Here is a 25,813-nt window from a genome sequence, read left to right on the forward strand (position 1 = left end):
TGGAGATGCCTTATGGGTATGATGAAGACCGAAGCCCCTCTCGATGAAAAGGCGATCATCGCCGCGGCCGAGAAGGCCCTTGCAGATATTGCCGCCGTCCGGGGCGAAGTCTCGAAGGTGATCTTCGGCCAGGAAAGCGTCGTGGAGAACACCCTCCTCGCGGTTCTCTCGGGCGGCCATGCCTTGCTGGTCGGCGTCCCGGGCCTTGCCAAGACCAAACTCGTCACGACGCTCGGCGAAGTGCTCGGCCTTGCCTCCAACCGCATCCAGTTTACACCGGATCTGATGCCCTCCGATATCCTGGGCTCGGAAGTGATGGACCAGGACGACAGCGGCCGCCGCTCCTTCCGTTTCGTCAAGGGCCCGGTGTTCGCCCAGCTCCTCATGGCCGACGAAATCAACCGGGCGTCGCCGCGCACGCAGTCGGCCCTGCTGCAGTCCATGCAGGAATACCACATCACCGTCGCCGGGCATCGCTATGACTTGCCCGCTCCGTTCCACGTCCTTGCCACCCAGAATCCGCTGGAACAGGAAGGCACTTATCCTCTACCGGAGGCCCAGCTCGACCGCTTTCTCCTCCAGGTCGACGTCCACTATCCGGAGCTCGCCGCGGAACGACAGATCCTGCTCGAGACGACCGGAATCGGCGAGACGGCGCCGCAAGTAATCCTGGACGCGGAGCGCCTCGTCGAAATCCAGACGCTCATCCGCCAGATGCCGGTCAGCGACAAGGTTGTCGACGCGATCCTCGCGCTTGTCCGCTCGGCTCGCCCCAGTCAGGGAAATGCCGCGACCGACAAGAACGTCGCCTGGGGTCCGGGTCCGCGCGCTGGCCAGGCTATGATGCTTTGCGCCCGCGCTCGCGCTCTGTACGAAGGCCGCCTTGCACCATCAGTCGACGATGTCCACGCGCTCGCCGAACCCGTACTGCAGCACCGCATGGCGTTGACGTTTGCCGCGCGGGCGGAAGGCATGTCGGTTCGCGACGTCATTGGTGGGCTGGTCAAGCAGGCCAAGGGATAAGGAAGCGTCTGCGTGGCACCCATCGGACAGATCGTCAATCCGACCTCGGGCAATGATGCGCTCGCCCGCGCAAGGCAGCGAGCGAGCCTTGTGCCGGATTGTCTCGTCGAGGCCAAGCGGATCGCAAACACCGTCATCGCCGGCTGGCATGGCCGTCGCAAACGCGGCATCGGCGAGAACTTCTGGCAGTTCCGTCCCTATAGCGAAGGCGAGAGCCTGTCTCGCATCGACTGGCGCCGCTCGGCACGCGACGACCACACCTACATCCGTGACCGCGAGTGGGAGGCAGCCCATACGGTCTGGCTTTGGGCCGACATGTCTCCCTCGATGATGTACAAATCGACGTTCGGAAATGTCTCGAAGGAAGGCCGGGCGCTCGTTATCATGCTGGCGCTTGCCGAAATCCTGGCGCGCTCCGGCGAACGAATCGGATGCCCAGGCGTCATGGAACCGATCGCCGCGCGCAATGCCGCCGAACGACTTGCAGCGGCACTGATGCACGCGCCGCTGAGCGGAGGACTGCCCGACACAGCCATGATCCGCGGTTGGAGCGAACTCGTGCTGATCGGTGATTTCCTTGATGATGCATCCGCGGTCATGGCGCGCATCGGTCCCCTGGCGCGGCGCGGTCTGCGCGGCCACGTCATCGAGATCGCCGATCCGGCCGAAGAGCTTTTCCCCTATGATGGCCGCACCGAATTCACCGATCCCGAGACGGGGTCGAAGCTGACATCCGGCCGGGCCGAGCATGTTCGCGAAGCTTATACCCGCGCCTACCTCGGCCGCCGGGATGATCTTGGCCAGGCGTTGCGTCATATGGGCTGGACCTTTGTCAGCCACCGGACTGACCATCTCGCCTCCGAAGCACTGGTCGCCGTTCACATGTATCTCTCGGGCATGCCCGCGAGGATAACGCAGGGAGAACGCACGTGAGCGCTCTTCCCTTTGCCTTCGCCTACCCCGCAATCCTCGGCGCGCTCCTCGCCCTGCCGATCATCTGGTGGCTGCTGAGACTGACGCCCCCGCGCCCGAAGACGGAAGTCTTTCCGCCGCTGAAGATTTTGGCGACGGTCCTGAAGCGGGAGGAAACCCCGGCCCAGAGCCCCTGGTGGCTGACCTTGCTGCGCATGCTGTTGGCCACTGCCGTCATTTTGGCTATCGCCGACCCGGTCTTCAATCCGCGTACGAATTCAATCGCTTCCGGTGGCCCGCTCGTGCTCTTTGTTGACAACGGCTGGGCCACGTCACCAGATTGGGATCGCCGCGTGAAGACGGCCGACGCGCTGATTGATGACGCAGAATCGGCTGGTACTCCGGTGGCGATCGCCTTCACTGCCGACCCGACCAACGATGCCGTCCCTGGAACGGCAGCCGCCGCCCGCGACAAGCTGCGTGCCGCGGAACCGAAGCCGCTTGTGCCGGATCGCCAGCGCGCTTTCGAAGCTCTCCGCGCCGCGCTGAACGGCGTCCATCCTGGCACTCTCGCTTTTCTCACTGACGGTGCCGCTGCAAGCGAGAACGACGCGACCGTCCGCGAGCTTTCCGATCTCTCGCCGGCCCAATTGCGACTGATTTCCGGGGACGCGAACGAGACGATCGCGATCACGTCGGCAAACAATGCCGCCGATGCGATGACGGTGACCGCCACGCGCCTTGACAATGCCGCTGCCGCCTCGCGCCTGATCACCGCGCAGGACACGCAGGGACGCGCGATCGCGGCTGGCTCGATCGACTTCCAACCGGGTCAGAGCGTCGCGACCGGATCGATCACCGCACCGTTTGAAATGCGCAACGATTTCGCGCGCGTCAGCATCGATAATCACGCTACGGCTGGCGCCGTGCACCTGCTCGACGATGGCTTCAAACGTCGCCGCGTCGTCCTGCTATCGGGCGAAGTCGGCGACACGTTCCAGCCACTGCTTTCGCCGCTTTATTACATCCAGCGCGCCCTGCAGCCTTATGCCGACCTGATCGAACCGAACACGCCCGATCTTGCGACCTCGATCCCGGATCTGCTGTCGCAGAATCCATCTGTCATCATCATGGCGGATATTGGCCGCCTGCCCCAGGGAACCTACGAGCCGCTGCAGCGCTGGATCGCGAACGGCGGAACGCTCGTTCGCTTTGCGGGTCCGCGCCTTGCCGCCGCACCCGCCGACGATCCGTTGGTGCCGGTGACGTTGCGCCAGGGCGAACGTGCATTGGGTGGGGCGCTCTCATGGGCAGAGCCGCAGCCGCTCGCCGAATTTCCGACCTTTGGCCCCTTTGCCGGGATGCCGAAGCCGACGGATGTTACGGTCAAGCGGCAAGTTCTCGCGGAGCCGACGCCGGACCTTGCAGAACGCACTTGGGCAAGCCTCGCCGATGGCACGCCCCTCGTTACGACGAAGCCGATCAATGCAGGCCGGATCGTCCTGTTCCATGTCAGCGCCGAAGCGACGTGGTCCGATTTGCCGATCTCCGGCAATTTTGTCGAGATGCTGCGTCGCCTCGTCCAGCTGTCGCGTTCCGGCGGCGTTACCGCCGAGGCCAGCGGCGCCTCGACTGCTGAGGCCTTGCCGCCTTTCCGGTTGCTGACCGCGAAGGGCGCACTCACGACCGAAACCGGCACGGCGCGTCCGCTGATCCCGAACGCCAAAGTGACGCCGGTTGCAAGCTTCGATAACCCACCCGGCCTCTACGGATCGGAAGAAGGATTTACGGCGCTGAACGTCCTGCCGAAAAATGCCGAACTGAAACCGCTAGATGCCTCAGGTCTCACCGTCGTGCGCGAAGGGTTGATCGGCGGTGAAACCTGGTCGGCAAAGCCTGCGCTGTTCCTGATCGCCTTCCTGTTGTTGCTGGCGGACAGCCTGATCGTGATGTTCATGAGCGGAGCCTTTTCGAGGCTGCGCTCGGCGGCGCGTACAGCAGCGCTTGTCGCAGTGGCGGTCAGTGCGGCCTTCTTTCTGCTGCCGGGACAATCAAATGCCGATGACTCCAAGCCCGGCGACGATCAGATCTTCCAGCGGCTCGACAATACACACCTCGCCTATGTCGTCACCGGCGAACAGGAGGTCGACCACATATCCGAACGCGGGCTGGAAGGCCTGACGGAATTCCTGACATACCGCACCACGTTGGAGCCATCGCCGCCTGTCGGCGTGGATCTCACGAAGGATGAGCTCACCTTCTATCCGATCATCTATTGGCCGATCTCGGCGACCGCGCCCATGCCCTCGGCCGCTGCGATCAACAAGATCGATGCCTATATGCGCGCGGGCGGAACCGTGCTCTTCGATACGCGCGATCAGTTTAGCGCGCTCGACAGCAATGGAAGCTCGGTCAGCGCCAATGGCGAGCGATTGCAGCAGATCCTCGCCAATCTCGATATTCCGCCGCTGGAACCGGTGCCGTCGGACCACGTACTAACGAAATCGTTCTACCTGCTCTCAAGCTTTCCCGGCCGCTACACGGGCAGCCCGCTCTGGATTGAAGCACGCCAAGAAAATCGTCCCGAAAACGCCAAGTCGGCGGCCACGGCCGACGGTGTTTCTCCAATCCTCATCACCGGCAACGATTTTGCCGGCGCCTGGGCCGTCGATGACAACGGGGTACCGATGTTGCCGACGGTCCCGCCGGACGAGACACAGCGCGAATACGCCTATCGCAGCGGCGTCAACATCATGATGTACATGCTAACCGGCAACTACAAGACCGATCAGGTCCATGTCCCAGCTCTCCTGGAACGGTTGGGACAGTGATATGACAGTTGATTTTTCGCCCTTCATCCCTTGGCCGCTCTTGGCGGGTCTGGCGATCATTGTTCTGGTAACTGCAGCCTTTGCCATCTGGCGCCGCGTGCGTGGCGCGTGGATCCGCTCGATCGCGGCCCTTGCTTTGCTGGCTGCCCTCGCCAACCCGCTCTTGCTGCAGGAAGATCGCGAGCAACTGTCGACGGTCGTGCCCGTGATCGTTGACCGCAGCCAGAGCCAGCAGACGCCTGAACGCATCAAGATGACCAACGATGCCCTGGCGCAGCTGACGGATCGCCTCGCTCGCTTCCCCAACATCGAACCACGCTACGTCGACGCCACGGAACCGGAAGACTCGGACGCTCCCTCGACGCGGCTGTTCAATGCGCTTTCCGCCGCTGTCGCGGATGTGCCGCCCGCCCGCATCGGCGGCGCCGTCATGCTGACGGACGGCGAAATCCACGACGTTCCCGGCGTCAACCAAGCCCTCGGCTTCGACGCGCCGATCCACGGCCTGATCACCGGCAAGGCCAACGAGTTCGACCGCCGCATCGAAGTGGTGAAGGCACCGCGCTTCGGGATCGTCAATGAAGAGCAGCAATTGATGCTGCGCGTCTTCGACGACGGACCGAGCCCCGGCGGCACCGCAAACGTCACGGTGAAACTCAACGGCAACGAGATCGCCACACTCCAGGCAACGCCCGGCCGCGACACGCCGTTTTCGTTCAAGGTCGAGCGCGGCGGCAGCAACGTTCTCGAATTTTCGGTCGCCACCCTCCCGGGCGAAGTCACCGACGCGAACAACCGCGCGGTCCACTTGATTGACGGCATTCGCGAAAATCTGCGCGTACTGCTCGTCTCCGGCGAACCGCATGCCGGCGAGCGCGCCTGGCGCAATCTCCTGAAGTCGGATGCCTCGGTGGACCTCGTCCACTTCACCATTTTGCGCCCGCCCGAAAAGCAGGATGGCACACCGATCAACGAACTGTCGCTGATCGCCTTCCCGACCCGCGAATTGTTCGTCGACAAGATCAAGGATTTCGATCTGATCATCTTCGACCGCTACCAGCATCGCGGCGTGCTACCGATCCTCTACTACGACTATATTGCCCAGTACGTTGAAAATGGCGGCGCCCTGCTGATCGCTGCAGGCCCCGAACATGCAGGCCAGGATTCGATTGCGCTGACGCCGTTGTCGTCGGTACTGCCGGCCGCTCCGACCGGCCAGATGATCGAAAAGGCCTTCTATCCCCGGCTTTCGGAAGAAGGTCGCAAGCACCCCGTTACCCGCGGCCTCGATGGTTCCGCTGACGAACCGCCGCATTGGGGCCGCTGGTTCCGCAGCGTCGATGTCGATCCCCCGCAGGGCCAGACGGTTATGGTCGGCGCCGACAACCATCCGCTGCTCGTTCTCAACCGCGCCGGACAGGGCCGCGTTGCCATGCTGCTCTCTGATCAGGGCTGGTTATGGGCCCGTGGCTTCGAAGGCGGCGGCCCGCATGTATCGCTCTATCGCCGCGTCGCTCACTGGCTGATGAAAGAGCCGGCGCTTGAGGAGGAGGCCCTCACGGCGCGCGCATCAGGCCGCACGCTGGAGATCACACGCCAGACCATTGGCGCGGATCCTGGCAACGCGACGGTTCGCTATCCCTCGGGAAGGACGGAAACTCTGCCCCTGACGCAGGCAGAGCCCGGCCTGTTCAAGGCTGAGAAGAAGATGGACGAGATCGGCCTTTTTGAGATCCGCAATGGCGACATGACGACACTCGCGCATGTCGGCGCGGTCGATGCTCCCGAATTCAAGGCAATGATCTCGACGACTGATGCGTTGAAGCCTGTCTCCGACAAGACAAAGGGTCTCGTCACCCGCGTTTCCGATACCAGCGGGGCGATCAGCATTCCGCCGATCCTGCCTGTTCGTGGCCAGATCCGTGTCGCCGACGACGATCGCATGCAGATCCATCTCACCAACGAAACGGTGCTGAAGGGCATCAACACCCTACCGCTATTTGCCGGCTTCGCCGGTGTCGGCATTCTGCTGCTTGCCTTCGGCGCCATGTGGTGGCGCGAAGGGCGTTAGCGGCATGGTCGAGTTTGAAGTGACTTGCTCGCCGACCGCCGATGATCTCACGGCGATCGGCGACGCACTGTCGGCCTTCAATATTCATGACGTCGGCCCTGCCGAACGCCAACCGCTGGCGGTTCTCATCCGGGATACCGACGGCAAGGTCACCGGCGGTCTGTCCGGCTATACCGCCTGGGGCTGGCTCTTCACGCAGTTGCTGTACATTCCCGACGAGGAACGCGGCAAAGGCATGGCTGGCAAGATTCTGGCCTTGGCTGAAGAGGAAGCGGCCGCGCGCGGCTGTCACGGGGCCTGGATCGATACCTTCAATCCACAAGCCCTGCGGGCATATCAGCGGCAGGGCTACGAGATATTCGGTGAACTGCCGGAGTTTCCGAAAGGCCGTACCCGCACCTTTCTGCGCAAGTCGCTTCCGGAAATCAGCTGAGCGCAGCCTGCCGCGTTTCGGCATCAATTGCCATCGCGGCCATCGCCGCCACGACCAGCGGGCCCGCGAACAAGCCGATCGCCAGACCTAATCCGCCCGAGACAACAAACGTCATCAGCGATGGAGCAAGCAAACCGCCGAGCCGCGCCATCGCACCCGCGACGCCCATGCCCGTCGCCCGCAATGCCGTGGGATAGAGCTCGGGCATATAGGCGTATAATGCCCCCTGTCCCAAGCAGGGCAAAACTCATGACCAGCACCGCGCGATCCAGCGCCTCGTCCATGGAAATACTGCGTCATGCGCTGGCCTCTCAAACCACTGAAAAATCACACGAAGTGCGTCTGAGGTCTATGGCTTCAATATCGCAGGGGGCCTATTTCCGCCAGCCGATAGTTCCCTTCAGCCTGCTATGTGCATCCTCGGCAAGCGGCACGACCAGCACGCGAGACGGATCAACGGGGCCCGGAAACGTCAGCGCATTGTGGGCTACCCGCTCGAATCCAAGCGGGCAATAGTAAGGCGGATCGCCGACGAGGATGACCGCCTCCGATCCCTTGCGACGTGCGGCGTCGATGGCAATCCGGACGAGTTCCCGGCCAATGCCACGGCCCTTGTGCGACGGCCGCACGGCAAGCGGCCCAAGCAGGTGCCCACTAACCGAACCGGCCTGAACGGGCGTCATGCGCACCGACGCGATCGTCTCTCCGTCATCGGCACAGATGAAGGAAAGCGAGAGATCGTGTGGTCCCTGTTCGCGGATCCGTGCTGCGGCGCGCGTATGCCGGCCAGGGCCGAACGCTTCTTCGTTGATATGTTCGATTGTAGCGTCGTGCGACGCATCCTCAGTGAGGTAGACCAGATCGTGCTTGTGCATGATGAGACGGAAACCGGATAGACAGAATTGATGGATCTCGAGCACGCCCTTCGGCGTTCGGGAGCATCAGCGTCGTCGCAGGTTTCTCGGTGCAAACATCAAATCGGGTTCCAGAAATGTAAAATGGCCGATAGCAGGAAAAAATTCAGTCGTCCAATGGAATTTAGCGCAACGTCGCGCGGCGTGACGCAGTGTTCAATCTTTACCGCCCTGCAAACGCGCCAGGGGTACGATATGTTCGAGCCAAGGAAAATTTGAAGGATCACAACATGGGCATGCTGGTTGATGGCGTCTGGCATGACGTCTGGTACGATACGAAAGAAACCAAGGGGCACTTCAAGCGCGCCGCTTCCCAGTTTCGAAACTGGATTACAGCCGATGGAGCCGCTGGCCCATCCGGAACGGGCGGTTTCAAGGCGGAGGTCGATCGTTACCACCTCTATGTCTCGCTGGCATGCCCCTGGGCGCATCGGACGCTGATCTTCCGCAAGCTCAAGAAGCTCGAGGACGTCATCAGCGTTTCCGTCGTCGATCCGCTAATGCTGTCGAACGGTTGGGAGTTCAAGGTCGGCGACGGCGCCACCGGCGACCATCTCTTCGCCACCAAGACGCTCTGGGAAATCTACGTGAAGGCCGATCCGCACTACTCCGGCCGGGTGACTGTTCCGGTCTTGTGGGACAAGAAGACCAACACGATCGTCAATAACGAATCCTCCGAAATCATCCGGATGTTCAACAGCGCCTTCGATCATCTGACGGGCTCGACCGCCGATTTCTATCCCGACGACCTGCGCGCCGATATCGATGAACTCAACGCTGTCGTCTATGACACCGTCAACAACGGCGTCTACAAGGCCGGCTTTGCAACGACGCAGGAAGCCTATGGCGAGAATGTCGTCAGGCTCTTCGAAACGCTGGATATGCTCGAAGACCGTCTCGGCAAGGGTCGTTATCTCTTCGGCGATCGGCTGACCGAGGCCGATTGGCGACTGTTCACGACTTTGGTTCGTTTCGATGCCGTCTACGTCGGCCACTTCAAGTGCAACATCCGCCGCATCGACGACTATCCCAATCTGTCGGCTTATCTGCGCGATCTCTACCAGACGCAGGCTGTCAAGGAGACGGTGAACTTCCGTCATATCAAGGATCACTATTACCGCAGCCACAAGACGATCAATCCGACCGGCGTTGTGCCTGTCGGCCCTGCGCTCGATCTCGATCGCCCGCATGGTCGTGCCCGATTGGCAGCGGCCTAGCCCCTGTGCACTACCAGACGTGGGCGGGCTCCTCTTCGCCCGCGAGTTCCGCCAGACGGCGGCGCGTTGCCTCGGTCGTACCCGATGGCAGATCATCGACTGCGAAGAAACCGCACTCGACGATTTCCCGGTCCGGCGGCCGGGGTGCCGTTTGCTCCACCTGTGTCTTGTAGAAAAGGACGTGGTCGCGGCGGCTGGCCGCCGTGTTGAAATAGATGTGGAAGAGCTGCGGCCGGCCGAGAATACGCAAATTCCCCTCCTCTCGGAGCTCCTTGACCAGCGCTTCCTCGGCAGTCTCGTCTCGCTCGAGCCCGCCGCCAGGCATGTGCCAGCCGGGTACGTAGCTGTGCCGTACGAGAAAGATACGGCCCGCCGAATCGAAGCAGGCGGCGCGGACACCCATCGTCATTCCACGCGCCACCGCAAAATACATATGCACGATGCGCATCAGCGCTCGCGACTGCCAGGGGCGGATAGTTCCGATCACGCTCTTTCCAATTCCACTAATCCGTTCAAGCAGATGTGTTTGAATTGCAGACCGACTGGGCTATGTGTCGTCGCATGTTCAAGCTCGCACACATCTCCGATATCCATCTCGGCCCACTCCCTCGCCTTTCGGTCCGCGAGCTCTTTTCCAAACGCATTACCGGCTTTGTGAACTGGCATCGCAATCGGCGCAAGCACCTTTTCGGTAGCACGTTGGATCTGCTGCTCGATGACATACGTGCCAAGCAAGCCGACCACCTGGCCGTCACCGGCGATCTGATGAACCTCGCGAGCGGGCTGGAAATCCGTGCGGCTGCCGCATGGCTGAAAGAACTCGGTGATCCCGCCGACAATTCCGTCGTACCCGGAAACCACGATGCCTATGTACCCGGCGCCTACGAAAAATCGGTGCGCGCATGGTACGACAATGTGCGCGGCGACCTCGCTCCGGCCGAATGGCAGGAAGATCGCCACGTCTTTCCTTATCTCCGCGTCCGCGGCAAGGTCGCCATCGTCGGCTGCTCGACGGCGGTCGCAACGCCCCCTTTTGCGGCCAGCGGCTTCTTCGGTGAGCGCCAGGCCCGCGACACCGTGAACATGCTGCGCGCGGCCGGCGAGGCTGGCCTGTTTCGGGTCGTGATGATCCACCATCCGCCCATCCGTGGCGCCACCTCCTTCCACAAGCGGATGATCGGCATCCGCCGCTTCGGCGCCGTGATCTCTACCGGCGGAGCCGAGCTGGTGCTTCACGGCCATACGCATTTGAACACGCTCCACTGGCTACGCGGCCAGACAGGCCCGGTCCCAGTGGTCGGCATCGCTTCGGCATCGCAGGGACCGGGAGGATTGAAACCCCGCGCCGCCTACAATCTGTTTTCGATAGATGGCGCTCCTGGCGCCTGGGAACTGACTGGAGAACGCTTCAGCATCAACTCGATGGGCGACGGCGTTTCCAGTGAAAGCGTCGATATCTTCAAGGCTTAGCGTCGTTTCTGGAATCACCTTCTCGTCAAGCTGATTCAGAAATTCAAGATGACGATAACTTGAATTTCGGGAAGCATCCGAGGTCTTGGCAATTGGCGATCGCGACGTAAACTTGTCGTCTCTGCAGTATCAATTCACGGAGTCATTGCATGCCCATGGCGCCTATCAGTCTTCGCGGTCTAGCTTTGGCCGGCTCAATTGCCCTCGCAGTCTCTTCATCCGCCTATGCGATCGGCGAGGAGAGCGACGAAACCAAGCCGCCGCCAAAGACTGAAACGACGACGAAATGCACGGACGGCAAGGTCTGGGATGCAAAGCGCAAGGAATGCGTGGTCCCGAAGAAGAACTCGTTCAACGACGACGAGCTTTACAAAGCAGCGCGCGAATTCGCCTATGCCGGCCAATACGACAACGCCTTGACCGTACTCCAGCTTGCCAAGAACCAGAACGATCCGCGCATCCTGAATTACCTCGGCTATGCCAACCGCAAGGCGGGCAGAATAGAGCTGGGAATGTCGTATTACCGAAAGGCCCTGCAGGCCGACGAGAATTATATTCTGGCACGGTCATATATGGGCCAAGCTTTGGTGGAACAGGGTGACCTACAGGGAGCGCGCGTCCAACTCGTCGAGATCCGGGATCGGGGCGGTGAGCAGACCTGGGCTTACCGCTCGCTGCTGCAGGCATTGAACGGTTACCGCACGTATTGAGATTGACCCGAGGCAGAGCCTGACGAAGAAAAGCTTTGAGAACCCGTGGGATAGGCTGCCGGATGCTTGCGAAGCATCCGGTACTTGTTTCATAAAGGACACAGAGGCGATATAAATCGATTTCCTGCTGGGCGTTCTGCCCGAACGCCCATGCACCACTTGGAAAGACCATGCGTCAACCCGTGACGACCATCGATATTAGACGCGACCTAGTGGGCCTTCTGCCCCGGCTGCGGCGTTTTGCGATGACCCTTGCAGGTGACGCGGCGAGTGCGGACGAACTCGCGCAAGCGGCGTGTGAGCGCGCGATCGCCAAGAGCAACCAATGGAATGGCGAAGGCCGCCTGGAGAGCTGGGTTTACGCCCTCGCCCGCCAGCAATGGAGCGACGACCATCGCCGGCGCAAGCCGCACCCGATCGCCAGGGGCAATGTCACCGATATCCGGGAAGCGAGCCGCGATCGTATCTCGCTCGTCGATCCCGATGTCATCCACCGCATGATCGCCGACATGCCCGAGGGCACGTCCAGCGCCTTTTTGCTGGTTGTCGTCGAAGGGCACAGCTATCAGCAGGCGGCCGACATCATGGGCATCACCATCAACATCGTCGTAACCCAGCTTGCCGCGGCTAGACTGCATTTCGCCAGTGTCGCCGACAACTATCCTCACAGGTACTGAATTGCTCGATTTCAAAAAACTGCCGCTCGACGCTCAGCTAGCCGCCCTGCTGGACGGCGAGACGACGCCCGAACAGAAGCATGAGCTCGAGCAGCGCCTAGCCATCGACGAGGGCGCCAAGCGGCTCTACGACAAGCTGCGACACGGCACCGATTTCGGAAAGCACCGCCTCGACGACGTTCTCAAGGAACCGGTTCCCCTCGCCCTCGTTCGCTCGATCAAGAGCGCAGAGCCGCCAAAGGCCCCGGTTGCGGCGCGCGTTTCGCGCCCCTCGCTCAAGCTTGCGCCGACCGGGCCGCAGGCCCTCGCGGCGGCAATCATCCTCTTCATCGTCGGTTGCGGCATCGGCTTTTTCGCCGCTGGCAGCACCAGCAAGGTGCAACCGACCGCCCCGACAACGATCGAAGCCGCCTTGGAATCCAGCGAATGGTTGACAGACGTTGTCGCCAACCAGCGGCTTATCGCCCGCCAGCCCCGTCATATTTTCGAGGTGCCGTCGACGCAGGCGGAGGAAATTGCCACCTGGCTGACCTCAACAGTGGGCGTTGCGTTCCGCGTGCCTGATCTGACGGAACAGGGCTGGACGTTCCAAGGCGCGCGCGTCTTCATCGGCGACGGCCGGCCGGTCGGCCAGCTCGTCTACACCAGCTCCGATGGCGACCTGGCTTCCATCTGCTTCCGCAAGGATAACTTGCCGTCCGAGGCCGACGATTTCAAAGAAACGATCAAGGACGAGATTGGCGTGGTCGCTTGGCACAATGCCGGCACGTCCTATGTGCTTGTCGGCCCATCGTCGGAAGCCTCGCTCGGCCAGCTCGCCATACAGGTCGCTACGTCGATCTGATATCCGGACGTCTCGCGCTTCCACTGGCCGGCCGCGATCAACGGCGCGAAGCTCTCAACACCGTATAGGAAAAAAGTGCAGCGGATTAATCCGCTGCACGGATCGCGTCAGGGCTTTCCGGCTTTGACCTCGAGCACCCGGTTTGCCGCAGAGACGATCGCTTCGAGCGACGCACCGACAATGTTTGTGCTGATGCCGGCGCCAAACAGTTTGCCGCCAGGATAGGAGGTCTCGACATACGAGATGGCGGCAGCGTTCGAGCCGTGCTGCAGTGAATGCTCCGAATAGTCCTCGACCGACATGTCGATGCCGAGATAATGCGAGAGAGCATTGATGAAGCCGTCGACCGGGCCATTGCCCCTGCCCTCGATGCGCCTCGTCTCACCGTTATCGGTGATCTCGGCGGCAACGATGCGCTGCCCCTTGCGCTCGGGGTCGGCATAGGTGTGATGGTCGACGAACTTGATGCGGCCCTTCGGCTGCGTCACGTAGCGCTCGATGAAGCGGTCGTAGATCCGCTTCGACGGCAACTCCTTACCCTCTTCATCGGTGATCCGCTGAATGTCTTCGCGGAACTCGACCTGCAGGTTGCGCGGCAGGTTCAGCCCGTAGTCCTGCTGCAGGATGTAGGCGATACCGCCCTTGCCGGACTGCGAATTGATGCGGATGATCGCCTCGTAGGTGCGGCCGACATCCTGCGGATCGATCGGCAGATAGGGCACTTCCCAGACCGGGTGATTGGCGACTTTGATCGCCTTCATACCCTTGTTGATCGCGTCCTGGTGCGAACCGGAGAAAGCCGTATAGACCAGTTCGCCGACATAGGGGTGGCGCTCGCCGATCGGCATCTGGTTCGAATATTCGAAGACTTCCTTCATCCGCACGATATCGGAGCAGTCGATCTCAGGGTCGACGCCCTGCGTGAACATGTTCAGCGCCATGGTGACGACGTCGACGTTGCCCGTGCGCTCGCCATTGCCGAACAGCGTACCTTCGACACGGTCGGCACCCGCCAGCAAGGCCAGTTCGGCGGCAGCGATGCCGGTGCCGCGGTCGTTGTGCGGATGCAGCGAGATGATCAGGTTCTCGCGATTGTCGAGATTGCGGCACATCCACTCGATCTGGTCGGCATAGATGTTCGGCGTCGCCATTTCGACGGTGGACGGCAGGTTGATGATCAGCTTGTTGTCGGGCGTCGGCTTCATCACGTCGATGACGGCATTGCAGATGTCCAAGGCCACTTCGAGCTCAGTGCCGGTGAAGCTCTCCGGCGAGTACTCGAACCGATAGCCGCCGCCGGCCTTCGCCGCCATATCAGAAATCATCTTCGCAGCATCGACGGCGATCTGCTTGATACCCTGGACGTCCTTGCCGAACACGACACGACGCTGCAATTCGCTGGTGGAGTTGTAGAAGTGAACGATCGGGCGGTTGGCGCCTTCCAGCGCCTCGAAGGTGCGGGTGATCAGTTCCGGACGGCACTGCACCAGTACTTGCAGCGACACGTCGTCGGGCACATTGCCCTGCTCGACGCACCAGCGCGCGAAATCGAAGTCGGTCTGCGAGGCGGAGGGGAAACCGATCTCGATTTCCTTGAAGCCCATGTCGAGCAACAGTTGGAACATACGGGCCTTGCGGTCATGACCCATTGGGTCGACCAGCGCCTGGTTACCGTCGCGCAGATCGACCGAGCACCAGATGGGCGCCTTGGTCAGCGTCCTCGACGGCCATGTACGATCAGGGATGTTCACCTGGGGATAGGAGCGATACTTGATCGCCGCCTCGGGCATGCCTTTGGTTTGGGAGCGGGTGTTCGTGTCCATGTCTTCTCTTCCTCTTCCCGTCATCTGGCCAGCCGCGTCATAGCGTATCGGGTCTGGCTTGGCGATGACGAATCCGGCGCGAAAGCATCCGGTTGATCAGTTTTCGGGATTGGTCACGAGGAGCGATGGCCTGGGCGGGCTTTCGGCCGCCGGGCGCTCCTCAACGGACCCGGCAACCGCGCGTAAGGCCGAGGAGAAGAAGCGAGGTAAGGGCGCGCGTATTGTCACGGAGCGCGATGCGCCCGCGAACAATCTGCTCAGAAATCATGACGCCCGTGTTCTTCATGGTCGCGCTTATAGCCGGGGTACAAAAAACTGGCAATCCCTCCGTCTATTTTTTCGCCGCTTGCACAATACGTGACAGCGCCAGCATCAACCCTCCGGCGAGCAATCCCCAGAATGCCCCCGAGATACCCGCGAAGGAAACGCCCGATGCCGTCACCAGAAATGTGATGGCCGCCGCCTCCCGCGACTCCTGCGCCTGGAAGGCCGACATAGCGGAACTGGAAAACGCGCCGACCAGTGCGAGACCCGCCACCGCCTGGATCAGGATCGGCGGCGCCAAGGCCACGAAGGTCGTCACTGCCCCCGCCAGCAGGCCGAGAACGACATAGCAGATGCCCGAGACGAGGACGGCCCAGTAGCGCCGCGCCGGATCGGCATGCGCGTCCTGACCGGCGCACATCGCCGCCGTAATCGCAGCGAGATTCACCGCATGGCCGCCGAACGGCGCCGACAATATCGAGAACAGTCCGGTCACGGAAAAGAGTGGCCCGGGCTTCGGCTGGTAGCCGTTGACCTTCAGGACGGCAATGCCCGGAATATTCTGCGACGCCATGGTTACGATGAAAAGCGGCAGGGCGATGGAGACGAAGGCCGGCAGGTTGAAGACGGGCATAACGAACTCGACCGGAGGCCGTAGCGCCTGCTCGACCGAGCCGAGTGCCCCCTCGGGAATATCCACGCCGAAGGCAACCACCAGCACGAAGGCCGCGAGCGCTGCCGGCACCGCCCAAAGCCGCTTGAACGCACCGACAACGATCCACGCCACCACGATCGGCAAGCCGAGCAGCGGATTGAAGCCGATCGCCCTAACCGGCGCAAAGCACAATCCGATCAGGACGCCGGCGAGCATCGCATTGGCAAGAGGCGCGGGAATGGCCGCAACCGCCCGGCCGAGCGGCTTGAACAGGCCGGCGATGACGATCAGCAACGCGCAGATGAGAAACGCGCCGACCGCCGCATTGAACCCGCCCTCGACCACACCGGTACTTGCAAGCAGTGCCCCACCCGGAGTGGACCAAGCGATGCTGATAGGCAGCCGCGTCACGGAGCTAAGGAAGATTGCGCAAAGCCCCAGCGCAATCGACAGCGCCATAAGGCCCGACGCCGCCTGCGCATCCGTCGCACCGACACTCTGCAGGCCGTGAAGCACGACCGCAAAGGAGCTGGCAAACCCCACGAAAGTGGTGAGGATGCCCATGAACAGGCTTTGGATGGAAAAGTCTTTGAGCATGGCGGAACTCGATCGGCGGAAAGTCCGCATGGAAGCCGTATCGCGCGGACTTGCGCAAGTGCAGATTGGCACCATTCGGTACCTATCGGTCGGCTCTATACGGCTACACCTTTCGGACGACGAAAATCATTTCCTCTGAGGTCCGTTCGTCGAAAGGTCCGCGGTCCCAGTCACCATAGACCACCTCGACCTGTAGCGCGGAAGCTTGGAGGTAGCGTTCAATCTCCTCGCGCGATAAGAACAACAACTCGCTTTTCGAAACCAGTATCTCATCCGGGAAATGATAACGCGTCTCGAAATGAACCCGGCCATTGCTGTAGGAGATTACGTCACGCGTCTCGCGGATGACGCGCCCCTCCTGATTAACCTCGAATGCCCCGCCGTTCCATCGCGCCTTCCAGTCTATTTCGGGATTGCGGGATTCAAAGACGATGCAGCCGTCACGCGCCAGATGCTCGCGCATGGCGGCAAAGGTGGCGAGGATGGAGGTCTCGTCGAGCAGCACCTGAAAGGCGTGTCCGGTCATGATGATTAGATCGAAGCGCTTATCGGATCGAAAGTGCTGGGAAAGACACTCTACCCATTCAATTCTGTCGCCATGCAGCTTGCCTCTAGCGATATCAAGCATCGTCCGCGAGGGATCGGCACCGGTCACATCATGCCCGCATGCCGCATAGGCGTCGCAGATCAGTCCGGTGCCGCAACCAAGATCGAGGATTGACTTCGGACCGCCATCCGCGAGCGAGAGGTAGAAATCCCGATCCTCAGACCAGCCGCAAGCAAGATCATAGAGGGCAGCCAAACGCGGATGCTCGTAGTGCAGATCGGGCATATCAAAACTCCGCGGTTCGGTTGCGCAAACGCAAAAAGCGCCCTCGCCCGCCATCCAGCAAGCAAGGGCGCCTCTCATAACACGAAATCAGATCTCGGACTGCGACGTGATGATGCGCGAAACGAGGCCGTAGGACTTGGCTTCTTCTGCGGACAGCCAGTAGTCGCGGTCGGTATCGGTAGCGATCTTCTCGTAAGGCTGGCCGGTGGCTTCAGCCATGATCTTGTTCAGGCGCTCGTTCATCTTGATGATCTCGCGAGCCTGGATCTCGATGTCGGACGCCATGCCGCGCGTGCCACCGGACGGTTGGTGGAGCAGGAAGCGGGTGTTCGGCAGGCAAAGGCGCTGTTCCTTCGGCGCCGCGACATAGATCAGCGCGCCGGCCGATGCGACCCAGCCCGTTCCGATCATCCAGACCTTCGGCTTGATGAACTTGATCATGTCATGGATCGAATCGCCAGATTCGACATGACCACCGGGGGAATTGACGTAGATGCGAATATCGTCGTCGTTGGCGGCTGCGAGCGCCACAAGCTGCGTGCAGACCTTCTGCGCGAGTTCCTGCGTAATCGGCCCGTAGATGAAGATCGAACGCGACTTGAAAAGGTTCGCCTCCGTTTCCTTGCCGAGCGGCAGTTCCTTCGTCTTGTCGTCCTGTTCTTCTTCTTCGTACATTCGAACCTCTCTTACGTCGAATTCGGGTTCCTCGCACATAGTGCGACTCCATGCGTAAAACAATGCGGGAAAAAGACAAGCCACGGAACGGATGAAGATATGGTTAGGCAGGCGGCGAGGCTTACGGAAATGTAATTTGGGTGGCTTTGAAAAGTCGGAATCCATTCCTACGTCATCCCTAGCGAAGCATCGCAAGCAACAAAGGAGCCCGGCCATGTCACCCGAAGAACGCCAACTGCTGACCGCCCTTTTCGAGCGCGTCCGCACCGCATCGGCAACGCCGCGTGACCACGACGCCGAAGTGCTGATTGAGCAGGGAACACGCGAGCAGCCCTATGCCGCCTACTATCTTGCGCAGGCCGTGATCGTGCAGGAAAAGGGGCTGGAAGCGGCGGCCAATCACATCAAGCAGCTCGAAGAGCGCATTCGTGTGCTCGAGGCCGATCAGAGCGACTATCACAAGGCCGAACAGGGCGGCGGCTTCCTGAGCTCTATCTTCGGCAGCAGCCAGGCGCCGCAGCAACCGGCGCCACCGCCACCCTCCTCAGGTCCCTGGGGTAGCGCCCCGCGTCAACAGATCCAGCAGGATCGCGGCTTCGACACCGCCCCCCGCGCCATGCCGCCGCAACCGACCGGGCCCTGGAGCCCGCCGGCAGCACCCTCCGCAGGCGGCAGTTTCCTGCAGGGCGCACTCGGGACGGCGGCTGGCGTCGCAGGCGGCATGTTGCTTGCCAATTCGCTGAGCGGGATCTTCGGGAGCCACATGTCGTCGCTTGGCTGGGGCTCACCGCTTGCAGGGAGCAATCCCCTCGGCAACGCGCCGACAGAAGAAACGGTCATCAACAACTATTTCAACAACGACGGCGACAAGCAGCAGGCAGCTGACAACGCGAATGACGATAACGACAACAACGGCACTGCCAGTATTCAGCAAGCCGACTACAACACGAACGACGACGACGCCGTCGATGACGGTCAATCCGACTTCGACAACGACGACAGCTTCGATGTCTGAGCCAACCTGACGGCCTTCCCGGAGGCCGACCGATCCGCTGCCGCATCCGCGCCCGGCGTCGCGGCGCCCCGATGATCAATCTTGACGGTAGAAGCAGAGTTCTCAATAAGATCAGGAACGCAACGGCCATCGACCAGGCAAGATCTGTTGAATATCTTTATTATCAGTCGCAAGTCCGAGAACGCGAGAAGACATTTTCAGTCCCGCCAGATGGCGAGACTTGGATTGGAATATCGCTTTCTCGATGCATTCGAGGCGAGCGATCTGTCGCCCGAAGACTGCCAGGAAGCAGCCAACCACTGGCCAAGCCCGACGCTTCGCCAGGACATTGCCTGCTTCACATCGCATCGAATGGCATGGAACGCCGTCGTAGAGCGAAATGAAAAGACCGTCATACTGGAAGACGATGCCGTCCTTTCGAGTGATATTGCCGACGTGATACGAACTATCCGAGACCGTGACGACGATTGGAACTACGTCTACGATCTGGAATTCGTTCCCCTGCCCCATATCATGGCGAAGTCACCCCTTTGGACAGATGATCCCAGCGGCTATCGGGCGACACGTGTCTTTCAAAACCGGCTCGGCTTGGCAGGCTACGTCATCGGCCCACGTGCAGCCGCGAGGATGCTTGAGGATACGAAGAGCTATGCGCTGGTCGATGCATACTTCTGGCATCGATCGTGGATTGCGGCCGTTCAGATCGAACCGGCCCCCGTGGTCCAGCTCCGCTTTCTCGAAGACAGCGCAAACAAGGCGCCCTTCCTTCGGGCGTCGGAAGACGATACGTTCAGGCCAAAGAGCAGGCTGAGCAAGCATTTGATGCGCTTGCGTCTCGAACTGGTGAAGGCGCGCAATCTTCTCAGAGCAGGGCTTCGCAGCGAGAAGCGGCAGATCCAAATGGATGTCGCCAAGTTTCCACTCGACCACAACAACGTTTGAGGTCTGGGCTGTTCAGCCAAATCGGCAACCGCCGCCCCTTTGGCGACGGGATAACGGCCAGTCTCAGTCAGTCCAACGGTTCAGCCGCGACCGCGATAGGTGGCAACGCCTTGGTCCGGCAGCCAAACGCCCTCGGGCGGCTTGCCGGTCTGCCAGAACACGTCGATCGGAATGCCGCCACGCGGATACCAGTAGGCGCCGATCCTCAGCCACTTCGGATCGAGCAGCTCGACCAGCCTCTTGGCAATATAGACCGAGCAATCTTCATGGAAGGCGCCGTGATTGCGGAACGCATGTAGGAACAGCTTCAGCGACTTCGATTCGACCAGCCATTCGTTCGGGATGTAGTCGATCACGATATGGGCGAAATCCGGTTGCCCTGTCATGGGGCAGAGCGAGGTGAATTCCGGCGCCGTGAAGCGGACGACATAATCGGTGCCGGCATGGCTCGACGGCACCTTCTCAAGCACCGCCTCCTCGGGTGATTTCGGAGATTCCGTCTGGCTGCCCAGCATGGACAGGTTGGATACGTCTGTTTTGGGCATTCAAGCCTCCTTGATGACTTTGACGCGGATGCCGTGGGCCTTTTCACCCTCCGGCTCGACGTGAATGGCGATGCTGGAGCCCGGATGCGCCGCACGGATGGCATCTTCAAGGCGATCGCAGATATCGTGCGCCTGCCTTACAGTCATGGCAGCCGGCACGACAAGATGAAAATCGACGAAGGTGACCGTGCCGGCGCGGCGCGTCTTCAGATCATGCACGCCGATCGAGCCAGCGGCATGGGTAGCAATCGCCTGCTTGATCGCCTCCTCCTCCTCGAGCGTGACCGCCTGATCCATCAGACCGCCGATCGAATGGGAGATCACTTTCCAGCCCTGATAGAGAATATTGACCGCAACCAGAATGGCGAGCACGGGGTCGAAGATTGCATATCCGGTGGCCAGCGCCAGCAGCAGACCGATCAGGACGCCGACCGAGGTGACGACATCGGACATGATATGCTGACCATCCGCCGTTAGCGCTGCCGAGCGATACCTGCGTCCGGTCCTGATCAGGATCTGCGCCCAGACGGCATTGATGACGCCAGCGACGAAGTTGATCGCAAGACCAAGCGCTGGCGCATCCAGCATACGCGGCTGGAAGAGCTGCCCAATCGCCTCGTTGACGATCAAAAGCGCCGCCACAATGATCAACGCGCCCTCGGTCACGGCCGAAAGATATTCCGCTTTATGATGTCCGAAGGGATGGTCGTGGTCCGCCGGCTTTTGCGCATAGCGGATGACGAAGAAGGCGATGAAGGCCGCAACGACGTTCACCGTCGACTCCAGGCCGTCCGACAGCAGCGCCACCGAACCTGTCACCCACCATGCGACCATCTTCAAGCCCATGACGCCCAACGACATCGGGATACCCCAGAGCGCCAGCCGCCGAACCGTGAGATTGCCCTTCCCGTCCATTTTCATCCCCTGCGCAGACATCAGTGCGGATGCGAATGAATTGCAGAAATCAGCCCATTCAAACGCAAAACCGCCCGCGCGAAAATCGCGCAGGCGGCCCATGAGGCTCATATGTGTGATGATACCTGTTTTGTCAAACACAGGCTGCAAGAAAGCTGGCGAGCCCCCCTTTTTCTGCAATCCGACACGATTGTCCCGTCGGCCGGGTCCTGGCGCCAAAGCAAGCTGCACACCCGCCCAACGTCGATGCCACCGCAGATAGGATCGCTATGAATAGACCGAGGAGCGTTCAGAGCTTGCAGACGTTGGACCACCGGCGATCTCGGCCGCGATGCTGATCGATTGTGGCCAACGCAGGAGCGCCGCCTCACCTGCTGGCGTCAGGGCATAGACGCCCTTCTCCCGCCGTTCGAACCAGCCATACACATTGGCGAGCAGGATCTTGCCCGCGTCCGCTGCCAGCGCTTTCATATCGCGCGGCCGCACCATCCCCTCCTGGAGTGCGGCGGCACAGATTAGCGCTCGTTGGCGATAGGCCGTCATGACAGGCGCACGTGTACTGCCGCCGACCGCTGGATCGCCGCGCCGACGCTGATGCTCCCTGACGAGCCGCGACCGGCGTTTCGGATTGGTGCGCGGCATCGGCGAAACCGAACTGACGATGACGTTGACCTCGCCGGCATCGGACACGCCGAGCATACCGATCCCGAGCCGGCGACAAAGATCGCGATAGCGCTTGTCGGCCTCGCGCCCGCGTCCCTTGGCGGAGACGCGGGCGGCAATCCAAACCTCGTCGCTCATCGCGGCTCGATCAACGGCCTGCAGGACAAGCTCGAGATTGAAGCTGAGTTTCAGCTCGCACACCACGACGACCGGCGGCTCGCCCTCGGTTAGGCCGACGAGATCACAGCCGCCGATCTCGCCTTTGACGACGTAGCCCGCCGCCTCCAGAAAGCCTTTGACCGGCAGATAGAGCGAGGTTTCCATAGAGACCTGGCTATGCCGGATTGATATCGGCGATCTCGCCGTGTCGGGCAAGCAGCCGCGGAGACGACATATCGCCGGTCTCCTCGTCGACCATCACAGCATAAGCCGCGACACCGACGAAGCGCGAGGCCATTGAGGTAGCGATCTTCTCGGCGCTCATGGCATTCGATGCCTGCCGCATCTCGCCCGGCACAAGATTGCCGCGGTTCTTGCGGTACGGCAGGACAATAAACTTCTCAGCAGCCACGACAATATCCCCTCATTCTACGTTCCGGAAATGTTCTGATTTGACTGCCAAAGTCAACTGCTGCATCTGGAAAGATCACCGCAAGGTACCGTTGGCTGGAGGCAGGGCTTTACTGTTGGTGAAGAGTTCGCCTGTTAGCGTCCCCGCAACCGGAGGGCGCATCGTTGAGTTTTCTGTATCAGCAGACACTGAGCGACATGGCGTGCGACACGCGCTCGTGGTCCGAATATGGCCTCGCCATCCTGCTTGGCCTTTTTATCTGCACCGCGATGCTTGTGCCTTATCTGCGCTCTTCGCCGTCCCCGTGGAGGCGGACGGTTTTCGGATGGTGCGGCGGATTATGCGTCCTGTTCCCGCCATTGTTTGCGATCGTGCCCGCCCTAAGCGAAAAGACGACGTCCGTGTTTCTGGAAGGCTCTGATCTTGTTCGCGATGGTTGCAGAGGCTCGCAGAGGCTTATCGAACGTCATCCGCTCGCCGATATAACGACCTCCTACGTCCACTCCGTATCTCGTGGCATTGAAAGCGATAGCCTGCGAATTCATTGGAGCGGCCAGACCAGAAAATTCGGCCTCGACCTTTTCCAGAACGACCCGTTGCTGGGGAATCTCGCTGCTTTTGCGCCGGAGGCGATGGCTGAAACCGCTGCAGCCCTGCGGTACCGCGATATCGCCCTGCCGAGCGACCTGGAGCGCTTGCGATTGGAACCGCCGCGATAGGCCATTTGCTCCGGATGATCCATCGCGGCAAATGACCGGTCGGGGCGGCGCCAGGATGCGAAGGTCAGGCCGCCTTGGTCTTTGCCTTGCGTGAAAGGTGCGCAACGACGTTCTCGATCATCCGCATGCCGGCATCACCACCAAGCGTCATGATCGACTCCGGGTGGAATTGCACAGCGGCGATCGGCTCCTTCTCGTGCTCGATGCCCATGATCGTGCCATCCTCGCTTTCCGCCGTGATGATGAAGTCACGCGGCAGCGTCGAGGGATCGGCAAAGATCGAGTGATAGCGCCCGACCGTCACCTCCTTGCCGAGTCCCGAGAACACGATGCCCGGTTCCAGCACGCGGATGCGCGACGGCTTGCCGTGCATCGGCAGCGCCAGATGCCTGAGCTCGCCACCATAGGCCTCCGCCAGCGCCTGCAGCCCGAGGCAGACGCCGAAGATCGGCAGGTTGCGTGCGCGCGCCTTCTTGATCGTCGCCTTGCAATCGAAGTCCTTCGGATTGCCGGGACCCGGCGAGAGCACGACGAGATCAGGATCCAGCCGGTCGAAGATTTCTTCCGGCACCGGCGTGCGGACGGTGGAAACCGTCGCGCCCGTCTGGCGGAAATAATTGGCGAGCGTGTGGACAAAGCTGTCTTCGTGGTCGACAAGCAGGATCTTGACGCCCTTGCCGACGGCAGCGACGTCGCGACTGACCTTGCCGGAGTTGCCGGCCTTGGCATCGCGGATGGCGGAAAGCATGGCGGAGGCCTTCAGTTCGGTTTCGGCTTCTTCTTCGTGCGGATCGGAATCGTTGAGCAAGGTCGCCCCTGCCCGGACTTCGGCGATCCCGTCCTTGATGCGAACCGTGCGCAGCGTGAGGCCGGTATTCATGTCGCCGTTAAAGCCGACCATGCCGATTGCACCGCCGTACCAGGCGCGCGGGCTCTTCTCGTGGCTTTCGATGAAGCGCATGGCCCAAAGCTTCGGCGCACCGGTGACCGTCACCGCCCAGGCGTGGCTAAGGAAGCCGTCAAAAGCATCCATGTCGTCGCGCAGGCGCCCCTCGATGTGATCGACCGTGTGGATGAGACGCGAATACATCTCGATCTGGCGGCGGCCGATGACCTTCACCGAACCCGGCTCGCAAACGCGGCTCTTGTCGTTGCGGTCGACGTCCGAGCACATCGTCAGCTCGGACTCATCCTTCTTGGAATTCAGCAGCTTGAGGATCTGCTCGCTGTCGGCAATCGGATCGTCGCCGCGCTTGATCGTGCCGGAGATCGGGCAGGTCTCGATGCGGCGGCCGGAGACACGCACAAACATTTCGGGCGAGGCGCCGACCAGATATTCCTGATTTCCGAGATTGATGAAGAAGGAATAGGGCGACGGGTTGATCGCCTTCAGCCGCTTGGAAATGTCCGACGGCTTGCTGTCGCAGCGCTCCATGAACTTCTGGCCCGGAACCACTTCGAAGAGGTCACCCTTGCGGAAGCTCTCCTTCGCCTTGACGACGAGGTCGGCATACTCGCCGGGGCGATGATCGCTCTTCGGCGGAATGGCATCGGTGCGCTGGAAGGGTTCTGCCGGAATGTCGCCGGCCTTGCCCTCGGTCGAAAGCCCGCCCTTTTCGAAGTCGTAGCGGTCGATCCAGGCCTTGGCCGAATAGTTGTCGACGACAAGGATCTCATCCGGCAGGTAAAGAACCATATCGCGCTGGTCGGCCGGGCGCGTCAGCTTCAGATTGATCGCATCGAATTGGAAGGCAAGATCGTAGCCGAAGGCGCCATAAAGACCAAGGCTGGCATCCGCCTGGGAATAAAACAGCTCGGTGATGGCGCGCAGAACGGTGAACACCGTCGGGATCTTCGAGCGCTCCTCCTCGGTAAAGGCGCGCTCAGGCTTCTTGACAGTCAGATCCAGCCGCCGCGCCGTCGAAGCGCCAAGCACCATATCCGAAACTGTCTTTAGCCGCTCCGTGACAAAGCCGAGGATAACCTCGCCGCGCTCGTTATAGGCTTGGATCCATACGTGGCGACCGTTGCAGGAAATACCGAGCGGCGGATCGACGATAGCGGTATCCCAGCGGGTGTAACGGCCCGGATATTCGTAGTTCGACGAAAACACCGCGCCGCGGCGCTCGTCGAGCTTGTCGATATAGGACGAGACCGCGTCAGCGTAAGGGATCGCCCTGCGCTGCCGGGTGACCGATATGCCGCCCTTCGTCTCGTAGATTTCCGCTCCGTCATCCCGAAGGATCGTTACCATTGTTCCACTCCGTTATCGGGCCCGGATGACAGGCAGCCTTAAAAACAAAAAAGCCGCCTGGCGTTTTCCGGGCGGCTCACTCGTCGTCTTTGGACACGATTGGTCGAGGCCGCCTCAGCGAGCCCACCACCAAATTGCAATGTTCAAGGACGTGTTCATGGGCGGAATTGTTAGCGTGAGATCGGACCGAGCGCAAGAGCCGAATCCCACGAATGAAAAAGGGCGGCATGGTGGCCACCCT

At 61.2% G+C, this 25,813-nt stretch carries 24 protein-coding genes and 1 pseudogene; 13 read left to right on the forward strand and 12 right to left on the reverse strand.

Annotated features, from left to right (window positions below):
* Positions 1-12: 12 nt before the first annotated feature.
* The 5 genes from ATY79_RS03385 to ATY79_RS03405 are packed head-to-tail and all read left to right on the forward strand — an operon-like array spanning position 13 to position 7,270.
* A complete protein-coding gene (locus ATY79_RS03385; protein ID WP_088703068.1) occupies positions 13-1,023 on the forward strand; it encodes a MoxR family ATPase in 1,011 nt (336 codons plus the stop codon).
* Positions 1,024-1,035: 12 nt separating this feature from the next.
* Positions 1,036-1,956, forward strand: a complete 921-nt coding sequence (locus tag ATY79_RS03390; RefSeq protein ID WP_088703069.1) for a DUF58 domain-containing protein — start codon at positions 1,036-1,038, stop codon at positions 1,954-1,956.
* Positions 1,953-4,766 carry a DUF4159 domain-containing protein gene (locus tag ATY79_RS03395; protein ID WP_088695301.1) on the forward strand — a complete coding sequence of 938 codons (2,814 nt, stop codon included), beginning with the start codon at positions 1,953-1,955 and terminating at the stop codon, positions 4,764-4,766. The genes ATY79_RS03390 and ATY79_RS03395 overlap by 4 nt, the downstream gene beginning before the upstream one ends.
* A gap of 1 nt (position 4,767) precedes the next feature.
* A complete protein-coding gene (locus ATY79_RS03400; protein ID WP_088703070.1) occupies positions 4,768-6,837 on the forward strand; it encodes a hypothetical protein in 2,070 nt (689 codons plus the stop codon).
* Positions 6,838-6,841: 4 nt separating this feature from the next.
* Entirely contained in the window at positions 6,842-7,270 is a 429-nt protein-coding gene (locus tag ATY79_RS03405; RefSeq protein WP_088703071.1) for a GNAT family N-acetyltransferase, read from the forward strand.
* Here ATY79_RS03405 and ATY79_RS03410 read toward each other — a convergent pair.
* Positions 7,263-7,533, reverse strand: a pseudogene (locus ATY79_RS03410) (MFS transporter); the annotation flags it as partial. The gene ATY79_RS03405 and the pseudogene ATY79_RS03410 overlap by 8 nt on opposite strands.
* Before the next feature lie 111 nt (positions 7,534-7,644).
* On the reverse strand, positions 7,645-8,145 hold the full coding sequence (locus ATY79_RS03415; protein ID WP_088695415.1) for an N-acetyltransferase: 501 nt from the start codon (positions 8,143-8,145) through the stop codon (positions 7,645-7,647).
* Positions 8,146-8,414: 269 nt separating this feature from the next.
* On the opposite strand from ATY79_RS03415, the gene ATY79_RS03420 reads away from it, so the two are divergent.
* Positions 8,415-9,401, forward strand: coding sequence for a glutathione S-transferase family protein (locus tag ATY79_RS03420; RefSeq protein ID WP_088695298.1), 987 nt, complete (start codon positions 8,415-8,417; stop codon positions 9,399-9,401).
* Between the two features lie 10 nt (positions 9,402-9,411).
* Here the strand turns inward: ATY79_RS03420 and ATY79_RS03425 are convergent, their stop codons facing one another.
* Positions 9,412-9,849, reverse strand: coding sequence for an NUDIX domain-containing protein (locus ATY79_RS03425; RefSeq protein ID WP_088695414.1), 438 nt, complete (start codon positions 9,847-9,849; stop codon positions 9,412-9,414).
* An 83-nt stretch (positions 9,850-9,932) separates the two neighbouring features.
* Between ATY79_RS03425 and ATY79_RS03430 the strand changes: the two genes are divergently transcribed.
* The 4 genes from ATY79_RS03430 to ATY79_RS03445 all read left to right on the forward strand — a co-directional run bounded on the left by ATY79_RS03430 (position 9,933) and on the right by ATY79_RS03445 (position 13,102).
* Positions 9,933-10,871: a metallophosphoesterase gene (locus ATY79_RS03430; RefSeq protein WP_088703125.1), complete on the forward strand. Its 939-nt coding sequence runs from the start codon at positions 9,933-9,935 to the stop codon at positions 10,869-10,871.
* 149 nt (positions 10,872-11,020) lie between these two features.
* On the forward strand, positions 11,021-11,581 hold the full coding sequence (locus ATY79_RS03435) for a hypothetical protein (RefSeq protein ID WP_088703072.1): 561 nt from the start codon (positions 11,021-11,023) through the stop codon (positions 11,579-11,581).
* A 170-nt stretch (positions 11,582-11,751) separates the two neighbouring features.
* Positions 11,752-12,258: an RNA polymerase sigma factor gene (locus ATY79_RS03440; protein WP_088695296.1), complete on the forward strand. Its 507-nt coding sequence runs from the start codon at positions 11,752-11,754 to the stop codon at positions 12,256-12,258.
* Position 12,259: 1 nt separating this feature from the next.
* Positions 12,260-13,102: an anti-sigma factor gene (locus ATY79_RS03445; RefSeq protein ID WP_088695295.1), complete on the forward strand. Its 843-nt coding sequence runs from the start codon at positions 12,260-12,262 to the stop codon at positions 13,100-13,102.
* A 107-nt stretch (positions 13,103-13,209) separates the two neighbouring features.
* Here the strand turns inward: ATY79_RS03445 and leuA are convergent, their stop codons facing one another.
* The 4 genes from leuA to ATY79_RS03465 all read right to left on the reverse strand — a co-directional run bounded on the left by leuA (position 13,210) and on the right by ATY79_RS03465 (position 17,948).
* Positions 13,210-14,925, reverse strand: a complete 1,716-nt coding sequence (leuA, locus tag ATY79_RS03450; RefSeq protein WP_088703073.1) for a 2-isopropylmalate synthase — start codon at positions 14,923-14,925, stop codon at positions 13,210-13,212.
* A 331-nt stretch (positions 14,926-15,256) separates the two neighbouring features.
* Positions 15,257-16,441 carry a benzoate/H(+) symporter BenE family transporter gene (locus ATY79_RS03455; protein ID WP_088695293.1) on the reverse strand — a complete coding sequence of 395 codons (1,185 nt, stop codon included), beginning with the start codon at positions 16,439-16,441 and terminating at the stop codon, positions 15,257-15,259.
* 103 nt (positions 16,442-16,544) lie between these two features.
* Positions 16,545-17,273, reverse strand: coding sequence for a class I SAM-dependent methyltransferase (locus ATY79_RS03460; protein WP_088703126.1), 729 nt, complete (start codon positions 17,271-17,273; stop codon positions 16,545-16,547).
* A gap of 87 nt (positions 17,274-17,360) precedes the next feature.
* A complete protein-coding gene (locus ATY79_RS03465; protein WP_088695292.1) occupies positions 17,361-17,948 on the reverse strand; it encodes an ATP-dependent Clp protease proteolytic subunit in 588 nt (195 codons plus the stop codon).
* Between the two features lie 214 nt (positions 17,949-18,162).
* Here ATY79_RS03465 and ATY79_RS03470 point away from each other — a divergent pair, with 214 nt between their 5' ends.
* Both ATY79_RS03470 and ATY79_RS03475 read left to right on the forward strand, forming a co-directional pair.
* Positions 18,163-18,963: a DUF2076 domain-containing protein gene (locus tag ATY79_RS03470; RefSeq protein ID WP_088695291.1), complete on the forward strand. Its 801-nt coding sequence runs from the start codon at positions 18,163-18,165 to the stop codon at positions 18,961-18,963.
* Positions 18,964-19,110: 147 nt separating this feature from the next.
* Entirely contained in the window at positions 19,111-19,905 is a 795-nt protein-coding gene (locus tag ATY79_RS03475) for a glycosyltransferase family 25 protein (RefSeq protein ID WP_088703074.1), read from the forward strand.
* 80 nt (positions 19,906-19,985) lie between these two features.
* Here ATY79_RS03475 and queF read toward each other — a convergent pair whose 3' ends face one another.
* The 4 genes from queF to ATY79_RS03495 form a co-directional block, all read right to left on the reverse strand.
* A complete protein-coding gene (gene queF / locus ATY79_RS03480; RefSeq protein WP_088695289.1) occupies positions 19,986-20,450 on the reverse strand; it encodes a preQ(1) synthase in 465 nt (154 codons plus the stop codon).
* Positions 20,451-21,365 (reverse strand): CDF family cation efflux transporter EmfA, encoded by a 915-nt coding sequence (gene emfA, locus ATY79_RS03485; RefSeq protein WP_088695411.1) that lies wholly within the window; start codon positions 21,363-21,365, stop codon positions 20,451-20,453. It abuts the gene before it with no gap.
* Between the two features lie 267 nt (positions 21,366-21,632).
* Complete coding sequence (locus tag ATY79_RS03490) at positions 21,633-22,352, reverse strand: DUF2161 family putative PD-(D/E)XK-type phosphodiesterase (RefSeq protein WP_088695288.1); 720 nt, start codon at positions 22,350-22,352, stop codon at positions 21,633-21,635.
* Positions 22,353-22,362: 10 nt separating this feature from the next.
* Positions 22,363-22,605: a hypothetical protein gene (locus ATY79_RS03495; RefSeq protein ID WP_088695410.1), complete on the reverse strand. Its 243-nt coding sequence runs from the start codon at positions 22,603-22,605 to the stop codon at positions 22,363-22,365.
* Positions 22,606-22,763: 158 nt separating this feature from the next.
* Between ATY79_RS03495 and ATY79_RS03500 the strand changes: the two genes are divergently transcribed.
* Positions 22,764-23,318 carry a hypothetical protein gene (locus tag ATY79_RS03500; RefSeq protein ID WP_141105690.1) on the forward strand — a complete coding sequence of 185 codons (555 nt, stop codon included), beginning with the start codon at positions 22,764-22,766 and terminating at the stop codon, positions 23,316-23,318.
* Between the two features lie 64 nt (positions 23,319-23,382).
* Here the strand turns inward: ATY79_RS03500 and ATY79_RS03505 are convergent, their stop codons facing one another.
* The gene (locus ATY79_RS03505) at positions 23,383-25,572 is read right to left on the reverse strand and encodes an anthranilate synthase (protein ID WP_088695286.1); all 2,190 of its coding nucleotides are present in this window, start codon (positions 25,570-25,572) and stop codon (positions 23,383-23,385) included.
* Positions 25,573-25,813: the final 241 nt, after the last annotated feature.

Source organism: Rhizobium sp. R693 (assembly GCF_002211315.1).
Classification (GTDB): domain Bacteria; phylum Pseudomonadota; class Alphaproteobacteria; order Rhizobiales; family Rhizobiaceae; genus Rhizobium.